16 protein-coding genes and 1 pseudogene are annotated in these 15695 nt (G+C 55.8%); 6 read left to right on the top strand and 11 right to left on the bottom strand.

All coding sequences use genetic code 11. From position 1 onward, the window contains the following. Positions 1-79: 79 nt before the first annotated feature. Positions 80-1111 (bottom strand): outer membrane protein assembly factor BamC, encoded by a 1032-nt coding sequence (bamC, locus tag AABB92_RS00905; RefSeq protein ID WP_031375389.1) that lies wholly within the window; start codon positions 1109-1111, stop codon positions 80-82. A gap of 14 nt (positions 1112-1125) precedes the next feature. Then, complete coding sequence (gene dapA, locus AABB92_RS00900; RefSeq protein WP_031375388.1) at positions 1126-2004, bottom strand: 4-hydroxy-tetrahydrodipicolinate synthase; 879 nt, start codon at positions 2002-2004, stop codon at positions 1126-1128. Between the two features lie 143 nt (positions 2005-2147). Between dapA and AABB92_RS00895 the strand changes: the two genes are divergently transcribed. Both AABB92_RS00895 and bcp read left to right on the top strand, forming a co-directional pair. Next, on the top strand, positions 2148-2729 hold the full coding sequence (locus AABB92_RS00895; RefSeq protein ID WP_046288177.1) for a glycine cleavage system transcriptional repressor: 582 nt from the start codon (positions 2148-2150) through the stop codon (positions 2727-2729). A gap of 159 nt (positions 2730-2888) precedes the next feature. Then, positions 2889-3356 carry a thioredoxin-dependent thiol peroxidase gene (gene bcp / locus AABB92_RS00890; RefSeq protein WP_031375386.1) on the top strand — a complete coding sequence of 156 codons (468 nt, stop codon included), beginning with the start codon at positions 2889-2891 and terminating at the stop codon, positions 3354-3356. Positions 3357-3397: 41 nt separating this feature from the next. On the opposite strand, the gene AABB92_RS00885 is transcribed toward bcp, so the two are convergent. The 6 genes and pseudogenes from AABB92_RS00885 to AABB92_RS00860 all read right to left on the bottom strand — a co-directional run bounded on the left by AABB92_RS00885 (position 3398) and on the right by AABB92_RS00860 (position 8083). Continuing rightward, positions 3398-4456, bottom strand: coding sequence for an AI-2E family transporter (locus AABB92_RS00885; RefSeq protein WP_031375385.1), 1059 nt, complete (start codon positions 4454-4456; stop codon positions 3398-3400). An 85-nt stretch (positions 4457-4541) separates the two neighbouring features. Continuing rightward, complete coding sequence (locus AABB92_RS00880) at positions 4542-6110, bottom strand: sensor domain-containing diguanylate cyclase (protein ID WP_031375384.1); 1569 nt, start codon at positions 6108-6110, stop codon at positions 4542-4544. A gap of 164 nt (positions 6111-6274) precedes the next feature. Further along, positions 6275-6442, bottom strand: a complete 168-nt coding sequence (locus AABB92_RS00875) for a hypothetical protein (RefSeq protein ID WP_238585820.1) — start codon at positions 6440-6442, stop codon at positions 6275-6277. A gap of 15 nt (positions 6443-6457) precedes the next feature. Further along, positions 6458-6710: pseudogene (locus tag AABB92_RS00870) on the bottom strand (GntR family transcriptional regulator); the annotation flags it as partial. A gap of 123 nt (positions 6711-6833) precedes the next feature. Further along, positions 6834-7442, bottom strand: a complete 609-nt coding sequence (locus tag AABB92_RS00865; protein ID WP_046288176.1) for a DsrE family protein — start codon at positions 7440-7442, stop codon at positions 6834-6836. 35 nt (positions 7443-7477) lie between these two features. Next, the gene (locus tag AABB92_RS00860) at positions 7478-8083 is read right to left on the bottom strand and encodes a DsrE family protein (protein WP_031375383.1); all 606 of its coding nucleotides are present in this window, start codon (positions 8081-8083) and stop codon (positions 7478-7480) included. Positions 8084-8838: 755 nt separating this feature from the next. On the opposite strand from AABB92_RS00860, the gene bepA reads away from it, so the two are divergent. Beyond that, on the top strand, positions 8839-10302 hold the full coding sequence (bepA, locus tag AABB92_RS00855; RefSeq protein WP_046288175.1) for a beta-barrel assembly-enhancing protease: 1464 nt from the start codon (positions 8839-8841) through the stop codon (positions 10300-10302). A 30-nt stretch (positions 10303-10332) separates the two neighbouring features. Continuing rightward, a complete protein-coding gene (gene arsC / locus AABB92_RS00850) occupies positions 10333-10680 on the top strand; it encodes an arsenate reductase (glutaredoxin) (RefSeq protein WP_031375382.1) in 348 nt (115 codons plus the stop codon). Here the strand turns inward: arsC and hda are convergent. The 3 genes from hda to upp form a co-directional block, all read right to left on the bottom strand. After that, complete coding sequence (gene hda / locus AABB92_RS00845; protein WP_180217190.1) at positions 10677-11378, bottom strand: DnaA inactivator Hda; 702 nt, start codon at positions 11376-11378, stop codon at positions 10677-10679. The genes arsC and hda overlap by 4 nt on opposite strands. A gap of 106 nt (positions 11379-11484) precedes the next feature. Beyond that, positions 11485-12768, bottom strand: coding sequence for a uracil permease (uraA, locus tag AABB92_RS00840; RefSeq protein ID WP_031375380.1), 1284 nt, complete (start codon positions 12766-12768; stop codon positions 11485-11487). A gap of 159 nt (positions 12769-12927) precedes the next feature. Continuing rightward, positions 12928-13554, bottom strand: a complete 627-nt coding sequence (upp, locus tag AABB92_RS00835; protein WP_031375379.1) for a uracil phosphoribosyltransferase — start codon at positions 13552-13554, stop codon at positions 12928-12930. Between the two features lie 229 nt (positions 13555-13783). Between upp and purM the strand changes: the two genes are divergently transcribed. Together purM and purN are read left to right on the top strand one after the other, a co-directional pair. After that, on the top strand, positions 13784-14824 hold the full coding sequence (purM, locus tag AABB92_RS00830; RefSeq protein WP_031375378.1) for a phosphoribosylformylglycinamidine cyclo-ligase: 1041 nt from the start codon (positions 13784-13786) through the stop codon (positions 14822-14824). Next, a complete protein-coding gene (gene purN / locus AABB92_RS00825; RefSeq protein WP_031375377.1) occupies positions 14821-15459 on the top strand; it encodes a phosphoribosylglycinamide formyltransferase in 639 nt (212 codons plus the stop codon). The genes purM and purN overlap by 4 nt, the downstream gene beginning before the upstream one ends. The last annotated feature ends 236 nt before the right edge of the window (positions 15460-15695 follow it).

Here is a 15695-nt window from a genome sequence, read left to right as displayed (position 1 = left end):
CGCAATCGATTACTTCGCCGCGCGCTATTATGCCAAAAACAAAATAAAAAGGCCGGAGAATCTCCGGCCGTTAATCACTTTATTTGTTCAGCGCGCCCTGGAACACCGCCACCAGCGCATCATTTTGCGACTGGGTCAGCACATGTCCTTTCGGATCGATGAACTGCAGGCTGGTACGGTTATCAAGATCGCCGACCTGCACTTTGTAATCACCGTTTGGCAATTCCGGATCTTTCGCGCCCACTTCATCCCAGCTGCTGCTGCCCGGTGATTTATAGGTCACCTTCATGCTGCCGGTTGAACGGGTGGTGTCCGTCACTTCCATGCCGACGCGTTTCATCGCCTCTGGCAGACGCTGCCACGCCACGTTGTAAGGCGTACGCAGGATCAGCAACGGCAAGCCGGTATCATCTGCGCCACTCTGCACATCAATCGCACCATTCACCCGACCTGAAGCGGCGTTTTCGCTGGCGGTTTCGATCTTATCCAGACCGGTGCTGATGTCGTTGAGCATCTGCGCGGTATAACGCTGGATTTGCGCCGGCGAAGTGATGGTTTTGCCATCCTGTTGCAGTTCCAGCAGACGAACCGTCAGCAGCTGCTGATAGCTCTGCGACTGTACGCTGATCTGGTAGCGGCCACGGTACTGCTGGTCTTCATCAGCCCGGTTCCACTGCACCCAGTCAGTGGTCAGCTGCTGTCCCGCGTCATTGCGTGAAGCAATCGGGAATTTGTAAGACTGCACCACATTAACCACCTGCGACCAGACGGAGCCACGGCTGTTCTCAATCATCAACGCGCCGGTATTATTGCTGTATTGCGCGCGCGTACCGTTCAGCAGCGCCAGTGGCTGGGCCGGTGGACGGATATCGAGCTGCTTGCCGGTCGGCGCCTGACTGCTGGTGCGCGGCACGTCAAAATCACCACGCTGAACCGGCAGGATCATTCCGGCAGGGGCTTTCAGTTCATGTAATTCGCTGGCTTGCAGGTAAGATTCATCACCGCTGACCTGGCGCTTATAGCGCTGGTCGCTCGAACAGGCCGACAACAGCATCAGGGTGGAAAGCCCCACCACGGTAGCTACCGTTGACCGCTTTACTGAGTAATTCATTCAAACTCCCTAAATTATCGCAAACCCGCTTTCACCAGCGCCTGCTCCACTTTCGGCTGGCCGGCTGCAGTCAGTGGCGTCATTGGCAGACGCAGCGTGTCGTTAGCGATTAATCCTAGCTGTTTCGCAGCCCATTTTACCGGGATAGGATTGGGTTCACAGAAAAGCGTCTGGTGCAGATGCATCAGACGCTGATTCAGGCGGCGAGCCTCGACGAAATTGCCCTGCTGCGCCAGTGTGCACAGCTCGGCCATTTCGCGCGCGGCCACGTTCGCAGTCACCGAAATGACGCCTTTGCCGCCCAGTTGCATAAAGTCCAGTGCGGTAGCGTCGTCGCCACTCACCAGAATGAACTCTTCATTAACCAGCTCTTGGATCTGACTAACCCGCGATAAGTTCCCGGTTGCCTCTTTGATTCCGATAATATTTTTTATTTCAGCCAGGCGGGCAACGGTTTCCGGCAGCATGTCACAACCGGTGCGCGAGGGTACGTTATACAGCATTTGCGGCAGGCTGGTGCTGTCGGCGATGGCTTTAAAGTGCTGGAACAATCCTTCCTGCGTCGGACGGTTGTAATACGGCGTGACGGTCAGGCAGCCGACAACGCCGGAGTGTTCGAAACGTTTAGTCAGAGAGATGCCTTCTGCGGTGGCATTCGCCCCGGTTCCGGCGATCACCGGGATCCGGCCATCGGCCAGCTCCAGGGTCAGCATCACCACATCGCCGTGTTCCTCATGGCTCAGCGTGGCCGATTCGCCTGTGGTGCCGACGGAAACAATCGCCGCGGTGCCGCTGGCGACATGATAATCAATCAGTTTTTTCAGACTCGCACGGCAGACATTACCTTTGTCATCCATTGGCGTAACGAGTGCAACAATACTTCCCGTAAACATTGGCGATCCCCTCGACAAACAAGTGCTTCATGGTACGTTTTACACTTAGGGAAAAGCAAGCAAGCCACGCTATTCCCGCGCTTGTCAGCAGTTTTTTTTATGTTTACCTTATGGTTATTAGCGAATGCACAGGAAAAGCCATTTTGCCGCAATCTCAGCCCCATCATCTGGTGATCACCGCGCTCGGTGTTGACCGTCCGGGTATCGTCAATACCATCACCCGACACGTCAGCAGCTGCGGTTGCAATATCGAAGATAGCCGTCTCGCCATGCTTGGGGATGAGTTCACCTTTATCATGCTGCTATCCGGTAGCTGGAACGCCATTACGCTGATTGAATCCACTCTGCCGCTGAAAGGTGCCGAACTGGAACTGCTGATCGTCATGAAGCGCACCAATGCCCGTCAGCGTCCGCCGATGCCGGATACCGCGTTTATTCAGGTTGAGGTGGCGGATTCGCCGCACATCATTGAGCGTTTTACCGATCTGATCGATAAACATCAGATGAACGTTGCCGAACTGGTGTCACGAATTACGCCGGGGCAACACGATTTACCCCCAACGCTCTATATTCAAATGACGGCCCACAGTCCAACGCGTACCGAAGGCACGTCGTTTGAGCAGGCTTTTAATACGCTGTGTCAGGAGCTGAATGCCCAGGGTTCGCTGCGTCTTTACAGCGCGTCGGATGCCGACAGCAGTGAAGCCATCAGCCCGGCACGCTAACGGCGCAGGTCACAATACCGGAGCTATTTCTCCACATTACTGTCACCGAAACGTGCCCGGCTATGTGGTGAAATACCCCCTGATGGTAATTTTCCGTTTGGCAGTTTCCGGCCGGATGGTGTATTACCGACAGCCTGAATAAAAAAATGGAGAGATGTGATGAATCCACTGAAAGCCGGTGATACCGCACCGAAATTTAGCTTGCCCGATCAGGACGGCGAACAGGTTAATTTGACCGACTTCCAGGGACAGCGCGTTCTGGTGTATTTCTATCCGAAGGCGATGACGCCTGGCTGCACCGTCCAGGCGTGTGGTCTGCGTGACAATATGGATGAGTTGAAAAAAGCGGGTGTCGAGGTGCTGGGCATCAGCACTGACAAACCGGAAAAACTGTCACGCTTTGTCGAAAAAGAGCTGCTGAATTTCACCCTGCTGTCGGATGAAGATCATGAGGTCTGTAAGGCATTTGGCGTCTGGGGTGAAAAGACCTTTATGGGTAAAACCTATGACGGCATCCATCGCATCAGCTTCCTGCTGGATGCGGATGGCAAGGTGGAAAAGGTATTCGATAACTTCAAAACCTCAAATCACCACGACATCGTGCTGGATTACGTTAAGTCCGCCTGATGTCTGTCGGGCGCGGCAGTTTACTCGCCGCGCCCGGCTTATTACGCCGTCCGGTGCTCGTCCGGCCAGGCATGCACCACCGCTTTGACCAGCGTCGCCAGTGGAATGGCAAAGAACACGCCCCAGAATCCCCATAGCCCGCCAAAAATCACCACCGATAAGATAATCACCAGTGGATGCAGATTAACCGTTTCTGAGAACAGAATCGGCACCAGAATGTTGCCATCCAGCGCCTGAATCACCAGATAGACGATAAACATGGTCCAGAATTCGCTGCCCATCCCCCACTGAAACAGTCCTACGCAGATTACCGGCACGGTAACCAGCATCGCGCCGATATAGGGAATCAACACCGAAATCCCCACCAGTACCGCCAGCAGGAGCGCATAGTTGAGGCCGAGAAACAGGAAGGCCAGCCAGCTGGCGATGCCGACCACCACCATCTCCAGCACTTTGCCGCGAATATAGTTGGTGATCTGCTGATTCATCTCCAGCCACACTACCCCAGCCAGACCGCGATTGCGTGGCAACACCCGGCGCACTGCGTTCAGCATCTGTTCTTTATCCTTTAACAGGAAGAACACCATCAGCGGCACCAGCACCAGATAGATCATCAGCGTCATCAGGCCGACCAGCGACGCCAGAGAGTAGCGGACCAGCGAATCGCCGACGCCGCTCAGCCGGCTACGCAGGTTCTCCGCAATCAGATCGATGATGCCGGCATCCATCAGTGCCGGAAAACGCTTCGGCAGCCCGGCGGAAAACAGGTAGAGCTTGTTGAGCATGTTGGGCAGGTCGCGGGTCAGATTGATGCCCTGTTGCCAGGCGACCGGCGCCACAATCAGCACCATCACCAGCAGAATACCGGCGAACAGCACCAGCACAATTGAGGTGGCCCAGCTTCGGCTGCAGCCAACGCGCTGCAGTCGAGCCGTTGGCCATTCCAGCAGATAGGCCAGCACCACGGCCAGCAGCAGCGGTGCCAGCAGATCGCTTAAGAAAAACAGGATGCAGAAGCCCGCTAGCAGGATCACCAGCAGGGCAATAGCCTGCGGATCGCTGAAGCGGCGTTTGTACCATTGAAATAATAAAGCCAGCATAACTTCCGATCCAATACAGCAAAAAAGGAGGACGATTGTACCTGATATAAGCAGCCTGAAAAGGGCGTTGCCTGCTGGCGCGCGGTTAGCTGACGGGTGCCGCAATCACGCAGTTACGTCCGCTGTTTTTCGCCTGATACAGCGCGGCATCCGCCTGCTTTAAGCTGGCTTCCAGCGACACATCCTGCTGACCGTTCCATGCCGAGACGCCAATTGATAAGGTGATGCGGCCAACGTCGGTAAGCCAGGCTTCGGCAATGCCGAGCCGTACCCGCTCCGCAATGATCAACGCCTCTTCCAGCGGGGTGCCCGGCAGCAGCATCAGGAACTCCTCTCCGCCGTTGCGGCAAACCACGTCGGACTGGCGCGCGCTGGCCCGCAGGGTACTCGCCACCTGCTGGATCACCCGATCGCCGACGTCGTGTCCCCAGCTATCGTTGACGTTTTTAAAGTGATCGATATCCAGCGCCAGCACCGAAAACGGCTGGCGCAGCGTCTGGTAATAGTCCAGCACCGCGTTGAGGCCGCGACGGTTCAGCAACTGGGTCAGCGGATCGGTTTGCGCTTCCGAGTTGAGCCGGCCAATTTTGTCCTGCACCAGACCAATGCCGGTCAGTAGTGCGCGTTTGACCTGAGCGGCCTCAAAATACCAGGCGCTGATGCCGCCAATCTCCATTGACACACCCTGTGCATCCATCCGGCTGGCTTTACGGGCCAGTTGCCACAGCGGCAGCGCAATCAGCCGGGCCAGCACCACCGCCACCAGCAGAGTCAGCAGCGCAAACGGCACGGAATTTTTCAGCACCTTGAGCAACAGGCCGGAGAGCGGCTTCAGCGTGACGTTAATCGGCTTGAGCGCCACCACCATCCAGCCGGTGGTCGGCACCACGGCATACCCCGCCAGCTGCTTAACCTCACCCGACTGCGAGAGCATTAGCGAGCCATTGCTTTGATCCTCACGCGGCCCGATGATGGCGGGCAGCATTTTGCCAATCAGCTGGCGATTCTGGTGATAGAGCACCTGATTATTGCTGTCGAGCACGTAGACGCTGGTGCCATCGCGATAAAACTGCTCGCCCAGCAGCGCATTCAGAATGCTCTTTTTCTTCAGATAGATGGTGCCGCCGACATAGCCCAGATAGTCGCCTTCGTGGCTCCAGATTGGCCAGGAGACAAATACCAGTAAGTTGTTCGCTGCAGAAAGAGTGGGTTTACTGATGATCGGCTGGCGCATCTCCAGCGCTTCGCGTGATGCTTCACTGGTCAGATGCATCCCTTTCAGCGTCAGCGACTCCGGCGAGATGGCTTTTACTATCCCCTGCTCATCCACCACTGCTACCGAGTTAAAACTGGTGGTCTGCTCGCGCAGGCGGTTGACTTCGTTTTGCAGCAGCGTCTCGTTATTAAAATTATCACTGAGTTGGTTAGCGCTGTAATGCAACTGTGACTGCGCCAGCTGGAAGAAAATCTCGCTGGTGGAGGCCAGTTTAGCGGCATAAGCGCGATTAGCCTCAAGGGTACTTTCAATCAGTACCTGACGCTGTACCCGCCAGGTCGCGTAGAGCGTATTGGCAAGCGTAATAACGATGCTGACCATAACCAGCAGTGCGATTAAATTGCGTAGATCGGTTTTGGGCCGAAAACGCCTTAGCATGGCGTTGCCGCCGCAGGAGAAAAAATCATGTCTTACGTGCCCGATTATTGTTTTTAGCGTGTGCCGGTTACCCTGGTGATTCCGGGCATAAGTCTACACCCTGGCGGAGGATTTGAGCAGGTTTAAGGCCGCCGACAGTGGACTAAATTCAAATTTACCTGGCCCTAATCGATTAATTCCTGCTGATTATAAAACGGCCACAACCCAGAAAAGCGGTCAATGGCGTACTGATGCGGCACCATCCGCTGCCCCGGCTGCCAGCGCTGCAGCAGAAATCGGGGTGGTTCCAGCACGAAGTGGGCCGGGTCGTCAGGTTGCAGCTCCAGCACCACCTGATGTTATACGCCGGCCAGCTGCTCTATCGCCTGTAATTGCCGGGCAATACCGGATGAAGCAGCGAAGGCAGCAACCTCCACAACGTGGTGACGTACTGAGTCGTAACTGACGGACAATATGATGCGGGCGTAATCCGGGTTACGCTGAGGCGGCCAGCTCCTTGTGCAGCGTGTCGGGGTTCAGCAGAGGAGGAGTAGAAAAGGCGCGTGCGGCGGTGTCGCGCGAAACGCCCGCCAGCGTGGCTACACGGCGTAAATCGGTCATCACGCCCTCGCTTACCGTCGATGAGATCGATCTCATTGAGGCGGAAGCTAACGGCATGATACGACAGAGGCAGGGTTGGAACCTGACGAAAAGAGAACAGCGGCGGTGTCGCCGCTGTCAGGATCACAGCATCAGGAAAGCGTACCCTTCATTTTGCAGCGTGGCGACGGTGGTGCCGCTGGAGATGGTGTGGGTGACCATCGGGTCAATCCATTCGCGCTCAAGCTGATGGAACGCCACCGACTGATCGCAAATCGACACTTCAACACCGGCTTTTTTCAGTTCACTGATCAATTTAAGGTTCGGATTGTCGACGCCATAGGCTTTATGAAACTGCGCATTGTTTAAGGCAGCCGGGACCGCATCGCTGTTAATCGATACCACGAATTTCAACTGGTCGAGCGGGACGCCCGCCGCATAATAGAGGTTAGTGACGCGAGCAACCCGCTCCAGACCCAGGTTCGGCTGGCGAATATCGCCTTCACTGCGGTTGATCTGGAAAACAATTTTATTACTCAGGCCTGGCGTTGTGCCCGGTTTAAAGGCTGGCGTATCGACATAATGTATTTTTCCGTAGCCTTCAATGGCTGGGGTACTCCAGAAATCAGCCGGCTGGGTTTTATTATCTGCCACTTTGCCACTGACCTTATCGAATAATTCCGGCAACTGTAAAACATTACCACCAATAAACCCCGCCACGGCGGCGACCACAATAAAGGCTGCTGGACGCATCACTTATTCTCCTGATGTTTTAGACAAGGTATTAATTACATTGCCAGCCACGCGTAACCCTGATTTTGCAGGGTCGATACCGTGGTCGGACTGGAAAGCGCATGCACGACCGATTTATCAATCCAGTTATTGGGATAGTGATGGAAGGCCACCGACTGATCGCAGACCGATACTTTTACGCCCGTTTTATTTAGCTCATCGATCAATTTCAGGTTCGGATTATCAATGCCATAGAACTGCCTGAAATGGGCGTTATCCAGCATCGCCGGGGTGGCGTCACCGGTCACTGAGACCACAAATTTCAGCTGGTCAGCCGGAACGCCTGAGGCAATATAGAGATTAACCACCCGCGCGACCCGCTCCAGCCCCAGATTGGGCGCAGTCATCGCTCCGTCGCTACGGGTAATCTGGAAAACGATTTTATTGCTCAACCCCGCCACCGGTTTAAAAGCGGCGTCGGCCTCATAATGAATTTTGCCATAACCTTCAATCGCTGGCGTACTCCAGAAACCTTCAGGCTCCTGCGGCTCAGACGAAAAATGCTGCACGACTTTGTCATAAAGAGTGCCGCTTTGTGTGACAACCGCGCCGACCACACCACCCATAATGGCAATTAACACGTAAGAAACCGCTGAACGCATAACACTCCTCTCCGGCAAATAACGCGCTACAGATCCATATTCTGAATCGGGGCAATATCTATATCACAGCGCATCGATATTCAGCGCCTGCGTAAATGTGTGTCAGCTCAGATTTGGTTACGACAGAAATAATGATCGTGCTTTACCAATCGAAAATTTTCATCAACATCTGACGTAAAGCGAATAATAGATGGACCTTAATATCTTTATTAATTGCCCGCATTAATGATCACTTCAGGTTAATTCAATGCCACTATTTTCTGGAGCCTGAAATGACTATCCGATGAGGAGGAATTATTTACTTAATCGTGACGACGGACATAAAACGCGCGAAATGGCCTTTTTTTCGGAGTAAACCTGGAAAAATTCATGCCACATTCAATTTTTTTGAGTGAATTTACATAACTTTAAACTAAGCGCGTAAAGCGTTTTATTTCACCCTCAGCATAATCTGCTTTATTTCCCGCGACCACACCGGGAAAACCTGAATAAGCCAGTTTCTCCTCGCCCATTACCCTCAGCTCAGGCGGCCGGCGTTTTTTCGTTTAACTCCGGTTTAAGTTTTTAACATATTCAATTTTTTTCGCCAGAAAAGGCGATCTTGCACAAAACAGACGCCATCCGGCGTAGATAACCCCATTCCTTTCTTATCATGCTGTGGTTAAGATAGTTGCGAACCGTTGTTAGCTGCGAAAAAACGGAAGCTTACCGCTGCGCACCTGGCCAGTTTCAGGGCCTCTTTACAGGATTAAGGCATGTTGAACCGGTTAAAAAAAACGCTGATCGCCGCACTGCTCCCAACGCTGATGTTCACCAGTCTGGCACCTGCCTGGGCCGACGTCAGTGATTCACTGCCCGATATGGGGACCACAGCGGGCTCAACGCTGTCGATTAATCAGGAATTACAGATGGGCGACTTCTACGTTCGCCAGTTGCGCGCCAGTGCTCCCCTGATCAATGACCCGTTGCTTAACCAGTACATCAATCAGCTCGGCCAGCGGCTGGTGTCACACGCCGATTCGGTTAAGACGCCGTTCCACTTCTTTCTGATTCAGAACGATGAACTCAACGCCTTTGCCTTCTTTGGCGGCAATGTGGTGCTGCACTCGGCGCTGTTCCGGTTCACCGAAAATGAAAGCCAGCTGGCCTCGGTAATGGCGCATGAAATTTCGCACGTGACGCAGCGCCATCTGGCACGCGCCATGGAAGATCAAAAGCGCAATGCCCCGCTCACCTGGGTCGGCGCGCTGGGCTCAATTCTGCTGGCGATGGCCAATCCGCAGGCCGGTATGGCGGCGCTGACCGGTACGCTGGCGGGAACCCAGCAAGGCATTATCAGCTTCACCCAGGGTAACGAGCAGGAGGCGGATCGCATCGGGATTCAGGTGCTGCAACGTGCCGGTTTCGATCCCCAGGCGATGCCAAATTTTTTACAGAAGCTGGCCGATCAGAGCCGCTTCTCGTCTAAGCCACCAGAAATTCTGCTGACGCACCCGCTGCCTGACAGCCGTCTGGCAGATGCGCGCAACCGCGCCAACCAGATGCGACCGGTGGTGGTGCAGTCCAGTCAGGATTTCTATCTGGCGAAGGTGCGTGCGCTGGGGATGTACGCCACCGGCCGCAATCAGCTGACCGATGAACTGTTGAACCAGTACGCCAGCGGTAACACCCGCGAACAGCTGGCGTCGCAGTACGGTAAGGCAGTGCAGTTTTTACAGGCGAAAAGCTATGCCGATGCGAAGCGGATCATCACTCCGCTGCTGGCGAAGCAGCCGGATAACGTCTGGTTCCTCGATATCATGTCGGATATCGACATCGGACTGAACCAGCCGCAACAGGCGATCGCCCTGCTTACCGGCGCGACCGGCGCGAAGAACAGCCCGGTAGTGCAGCTCAACCTGGCAAACGCCTACGTTGAAGCGAAACAGCCGGCCAACGCCAGCCGCATTCTGAATCGCTACACCTGGACCAACAAAGATGATCCTAACGGCTGGGACTTACTGGCACAGGCATCAGCACAGCAGGGACTGAACGATGAAGAGCTGTCGGCGCGCGCTGAAAGCCTGGCGCTCAACGGCCAGCTTGACCAGGCGATCACTACCCTTAGCAGCGCCAGCGCCCAGGTGCCGCTCGGCAGCCTGAAGCAGGCGCGTTACGATGCCCGTATCGATCAGCTGCGGCAGTTGCAGCAGCGTTTTAAACAATATCAGAAAGGCTAACCGGCCCGTTATCAGAGGAGATCGCCTGAAATGGTGACGATTTATCACAATCCGCGCTGTAGCAAGAGTCGCGAAACGCTGGCGCTGTTACAGGAACGCGGCATTGAACCCGAGGTGGTGCTCTATCTGCAAACCCCACCAACCCGCGACACGCTGCAAATCCTGCTGCAAAAGCTGGGGATGCAGAGTATACGCCAGCTGATGCGGACCAAAGAGCCGCTTTATCATGAGCTGGGGCTGGCGGAGGAAACGAAGAGTGAGGCTGAACTGATCGCCGCGTTGGTTGACCATCCCAGCCTGATTGAGCGACCGATTGTGATTAATGGCGACCAGGCGCGTATCGGCCGCCCACCGGAGGCGGTACTCGGGATTATTTAAAGGCCGAGCGTCTCTTTAACAAAGGGGATGGTCAGTTTGCGCTGGGCACTGATCGATGCACGATCGAGGCGATCCAGCGTATCAAACAGCGTGCGCATTTCGCGATCGAGTCGCTTCAGCAGGAAGCGGCCAACGTCTTCCGGCAGCTCAAAGCCGCGCAATCCGGCACGCAGCTGCAACGCCTGTAGCTTATCTTCATCAGAGAGCGGCTGCAGACGGTAGATCTGGCCCCAGTCGAGACGCGAAGCCAGATCGGGCAACTGCAGATTAAGCTGACGTGGCGGACGATCGCCGGTGATAAACAGGCGGGTATTGCCGGTTTCCAGAATGCGGTTGTAGAGATCGAAGATCGCCATTTCCCACTCCGGCTCGCCGGCAATGCACTCGATATTATCGATGCATACCAGTGACAGTTGCTCCATCCCTTCCAGCACTTCCGGCACAAACCAGGTGCGCTTATCCAGCGGCACATAGCCGACCGCCGCACCGCGCGCTGACATTTCTGCGCAGGCTGCGTGCAGCAAATGGCTCCGGCCTCCGCCTTCGCGCGACCAGAAGTAGAGATAGCTGCCATGTTGTTGGTTGAGAGCACCTTTCAGCGCGGCAATCAGCGACGGGTTCTCCCCCGGCCAGAAGCTGGCGAAGGTTTCGTCGTCAGGCAAATAGAGTGGCAATGACAATTGTGCCGGCGTGTTCAGAAGCACCTCAGCAAGAGAACAAGCAAAAAACCGGGGAAGTCTACCACAGTTTTCAGAAAGAGATGAATGGAGCGTCCCTGCCCCGTTCTCAGGAAGCGGCTAACGATCAGCTATCCTGGCGTTCGTCAGCTTCCAGCACTACCTCTTCCGGGCGCAGCAGTGAAATCACGCGGAAGATCAGCGCTAATCCCACGCCAACGAGAGTGGCCAGCGCCATGCCTTTCAGTTCCGCCGCGCCGATATGCACCTTCGCGCCGCTGACGCCGATGATCAGGATTACCGAGGTCAGGATCAGATTCTGCGCTTTGTTGTAATCCACTTTGGATTCGATCAGCACCCGGATACCGGACGCGCCAATTACCCCGTACAGCAGCAGCGAGACGCCGCCCATCACCGGCACCGGGATCGCCTGAATCGCCGCCGCCAGTTTACCGACGCAGGACAGCAGAATGGCGAGGATCGCCGCGCCGCCAATTACCCAGGTGCTGTAGACGCGGGTAATCGCCATCACGCCGATATTCTCACCGTAGGTGGTGTTGGGGGTCGAGCCAAAGAAACCAGAAATCACCGTTGATAAGCCATTGGCGAACATCGAGCGGTGCAGGCCAGGGTCGCGGATCAGATCTTTCTTCACGATATTGGCCGTGACCACCAGATGGCCGATGTGTTCGGCAATCACCACCAGCGCCGCCGGCAGAATAGTCAGCATTGCCACCCACTCGAAGCGTGGCGTATAGAAGGTTGGCAGCGCGAACCACGGCGCGTTCTCTACCCCGCTCCAGTCGACGATGCCCATAAACCACGAGAGCGTATAGCCGACCAGCACCCCGATCAGAATCGGGATGATCGCCAGAAAGCCGCGAAACAGCACCGAACCAAACACCGTCACCGCCAGCGTCACCAGCGAGATAATCACCGTGGTGCTGTCGGGCGAACTGCCCTCAGCCGGCAGCAGACCGGCCATATTCGCCGCCACGCCAGCCAGTTCCAGGCCGATGACTGCGACAATCGCGCCCATCGCCGCCGGCGGGAACATCACATCCAGCCAGCCGGTACCGGCCCGTTTCACAATCAGCGCCACAATACAGAACAGCACGCCGCATAGAATAAATCCGCCGAGCGCCACCTCGTAGCCCAGTGGCAACAGCAGCAGCACCGGCGAGATAAAAGCAAAGCTTGAGCCAAGATAGGCAGGAATTTTACCCTTACAGATAAACAGATAAATCAGCGTGCCGACACCGTTGAATAACAGTACGGTAGCCGGGTTGATGTGGAACAGAATCGGCACCAGCACCGTGGCGCCAAACATGGCGAACAGATGTTGCAGGCTGAGTGGAATGGTTTGCAGTAACGGCGGTCGTTCACTGACGCCAATGGCGCGACGAGTCATCATTTATCCCCTTGCGTTAGTTTTCCCCGTTGGTGACACCCGCGCCGACGCAGCGTCACGCAGAGTGCGGGAAGCTGATGCCAGACGGCGGGTGTTATCCGATTGGGGATGATGCTTTTTTTGCCAAAAAAAAGCCGACTCTCCGGCCGGCTATGCGATTTATTTGGTTCCGAAAATCTTATCCCCGGCGTCACCGAGCCCAGGAATGATGTAACCTTTGTCGTTCAGTCCCTGATCGACCGACGCGGTATAGAGCTCTACGTCAGGATGCGCTTTTTCCAGAGCGGCAATCCCTTCTGGCGCGGCCACCAGCACCAGCACTTTAATGCTGCTGCAACCGGCTTTTTTCAGCAGGTCGATGGTGGCGATCATTGAACCACCGGTCGCCAGCATCGGGTCTACCACCAGCGCCAGGCGCTCTTCAATGTTCGAGACCAGCTTCTGGAAATAGGGAACAGGTTCCAGGGTTTCTTCATCACGGTAGACGCCCACCACGCTGATGCGTGCGCTGGGAACATGCTCCAGCACGCCTTCCATCATGCCGAGACCGGCACGCAGAATCGGGACCACCGTAATTTTTTTACCTTTGATTTGATCGATCTGCACCGGGCCGTTCCAGCCCTCAATAGTCACTTTTTCGGTTTCCAGATCGGCGGTGGCTTCGTAGGTCAGCAGGCTGCCCACTTCTGATGCCAGCTCGCGGAAACGCTTGGTACTGATATCATGCTCACGCATCAAGCCCAGTTTATGTTTGACCAGCGGGTGTCTGACTTCCACGATCTTCATTGGTGTTCTCCCGGAATGAGTTGAGCTAAAAAAAAATCGCGGGATTATACCGCCTTTTCGCCTTCGCGCCACTTATCCTTGCGCAAGGCGGCAGCATTTACCGGGACAAAATAAGGATTGATGAAAATCGCCTGGTGCGCAATCCCGGACTCGCAAACGTTTGCCTGCGCTGGTAGAATTACCGCGCTTTATTTAAACCACCAACCGCAACTCGCGTGGGGACCTCGCAGTGACCGACAAGACCTCTCTCAGTTACAAAGACGCCGGTGTTGATATTGATGCTGGTAACGCCCTGGTTGACCGTATTAAAGGCGTAGTGAAAAAGACGCGTCGCCCGGAAGTAATGGGTGGACTGGGCGGCTTCGGTGCGCTTTGCGCGCTGCCGCAAAAATACCGTGAACCGGTGCTGGTCTCCGGCACCGATGGCGTCGGCACCAAGCTGCGTCTGGCGATGGACCTTAAGCGCCACGATGCGATTGGCATTGACCTGGTCGCGATGTGCGTCAACGACCTGGTGGTTCAGGGTGCAGAGCCGCTGTTCTTCCTCGACTATTACGCCACCGGCAAACTGGACGTTGATACCGCTTCTGCGGTGATCACCGGCATCGCCGAAGGCTGTCTGCAGTCAGGTTGTGCGCTGGTTGGCGGCGAAACCGCTGAAATGCCGGGCATGTACCACGGTGAAGATTACGACGTAGCCGGTTTCTGTGTCGGCGTGGTTGAAAAATCAGAAATCATCGACGGCAGTAAAGTGCAGGACGGCGACGTGCTGATCGCGCTCGGTTCAAGCGGTCCTCACTCTAACGGCTACTCGCTGGTGCGTAAGATTCTGGAAGTCAGCAATACCGATCCGCTGGTTGAACAGCTGGAAGGCAAACCGCTGGCTGACCACCTGCTGGAACCAACCCGCATCTACGTAAAAAATATCCTCAGCCTGATTGAGCAGGTCGATGTGCATGCGATTGCGCACCTGACCGGCGGCGGCTTCTGGGAAAACATTCCGCGCGTCCTGCCCGACAACACCCAGGCGGTGATTGACGAGAAGAGCTGGCAGTGGCCTGCGGTATTCAGCTGGATGCAGCAGGCGGGCAACGTCAGCCGCTTTGAGATGTACCGCACCTTTAACTGCGGCGTCGGGATGATCATTGCCCTGAGCCCGGATGAGGCGGATAAAGCCGTCGCGCTGATGCAGGCTGCCGGTGAAAAAGCGTGGAAGCTGGGCGTGATCAAGGCCTCCGATGCGGAAGAGCGTGTGGTCATCAACGGATGAAAAAGCTGGTTGTACTGATTTCCGGCAACGGAACCAACCTTCAGTCCATCCTTGACGCCTGCGCCAGCGGGCGGATTAACGGCAGCGTCGCTGCCGTTATCAGCAACCGTGCTGCGGCCTATGGCCTGACCCGGGCGCAGGAAGCGGGCATTCCCGCCAAAGCGCTGGCCGCCAGCGACTTCGCTGACCGTGACGCCTTCGACCGTCAGCTGATCGCTGAAATCGAGGCCTGGTCACCGGATCTGGTGGTACTGGCAGGCTATATGCGGATTCTCAGCAGTGCGTTTGTCGCCCATTTCCATGACCGCCTGCTGAATATTCACCCTTCTCTGCTGCCGAAATACCCCGGCCTGCATACACACCGTCAGGCACTGGAGAACGGCGATAGCGAACACGGGACCTCAGTGCATTTTGTCACCGATGAACTGGATGGCGGCCCGGTGATCCTGCAGGCCAAAGTGCCGGTATTCCCGGATGACAGTGAGGCGGAGATTACTGAGCGGGTGCAGCATCAGGAACATGCGATCTATCCGCTGGTGATTAGCTGGTTTATCGACGGACGGCTCAGGATGCGTGACGGGAAAGCCTGGCTGGACGGTGAACCCTTGCCGCCGCAGGGCTATGCAAACGACTGACGTGGAAGGAGAAGCCATCATTTCTTCTGAAGTGATGGCAGAGTAAAGGCTCAGAGAGCCTGTGCCCTCCGTAAAGACGCAAAAAACGCCATCCCTGGCCGCTCAGCGCGGGCGATTACGCACCTCATCCCTGAGGTGCGCCCGTAGCCGGGCCAACGCTTTGCGTTGTTCAAAAACGCTCCCGACGTTTTTGTCGATGGCCCGCGATGCTTTACTCCGGGCATCGGCTCCCATCG

Source organism: Pantoea brenneri (assembly GCF_038594305.1).
GTDB lineage: Bacteria > Pseudomonadota > Gammaproteobacteria > Enterobacterales > Enterobacteriaceae > Pantoea > Pantoea brenneri.
The sequence above is the reverse complement of the archived record's forward strand: the minus strand, read 5'-3'. Positions and strand labels throughout refer to the sequence as shown.

Excerpts from the sequence above, each read along its gene's own strand:
- bamC (WP_031375389.1), bottom strand. The coding sequence starts at position 1,111 with ATGAATTACTCAGTAAAGCGGTCAACGGTAGCTACCGTGGTGGGGCTT.
- dapA (WP_031375388.1), bottom strand. The coding sequence starts at position 2,004 with ATGTTTACGGGAAGTATTGTTGCACTCGTTACGCCAATGGATGACAAA.
- bcp (WP_031375386.1), top strand. The coding sequence starts at position 2,889 with ATGAATCCACTGAAAGCCGGTGATACCGCACCGAAATTTAGCTTGCCC.
- AABB92_RS00885 (WP_031375385.1), bottom strand. The coding sequence starts at position 4,456 with ATGCTGGCTTTATTATTTCAATGGTACAAACGCCGCTTCAGCGATCCG.
- AABB92_RS00880 (WP_031375384.1), bottom strand. The coding sequence starts at position 6,110 with ATGCTAAGGCGTTTTCGGCCCAAAACCGATCTACGCAATTTAATCGCA.
- AABB92_RS00865 (WP_046288176.1), bottom strand. The coding sequence starts at position 7,442 with ATGCGTCCAGCAGCCTTTATTGTGGTCGCCGCCGTGGCGGGGTTTATT.
- AABB92_RS00860 (WP_031375383.1), bottom strand. The coding sequence starts at position 8,083 with ATGCGTTCAGCGGTTTCTTACGTGTTAATTGCCATTATGGGTGGTGTG.
- bepA (WP_046288175.1), top strand. The coding sequence starts at position 8,839 with ATGTTGAACCGGTTAAAAAAAACGCTGATCGCCGCACTGCTCCCAACG.
- arsC (WP_031375382.1), top strand. The coding sequence starts at position 10,333 with ATGGTGACGATTTATCACAATCCGCGCTGTAGCAAGAGTCGCGAAACG.
- uraA (WP_031375380.1), bottom strand. The coding sequence starts at position 12,768 with ATGACTCGTCGCGCCATTGGCGTCAGTGAACGACCGCCGTTACTGCAA.
- upp (WP_031375379.1), bottom strand. The coding sequence starts at position 13,554 with ATGAAGATCGTGGAAGTCAGACACCCGCTGGTCAAACATAAACTGGGC.
- purN (WP_031375377.1), top strand. The coding sequence starts at position 14,821 with ATGAAAAAGCTGGTTGTACTGATTTCCGGCAACGGAACCAACCTTCAG.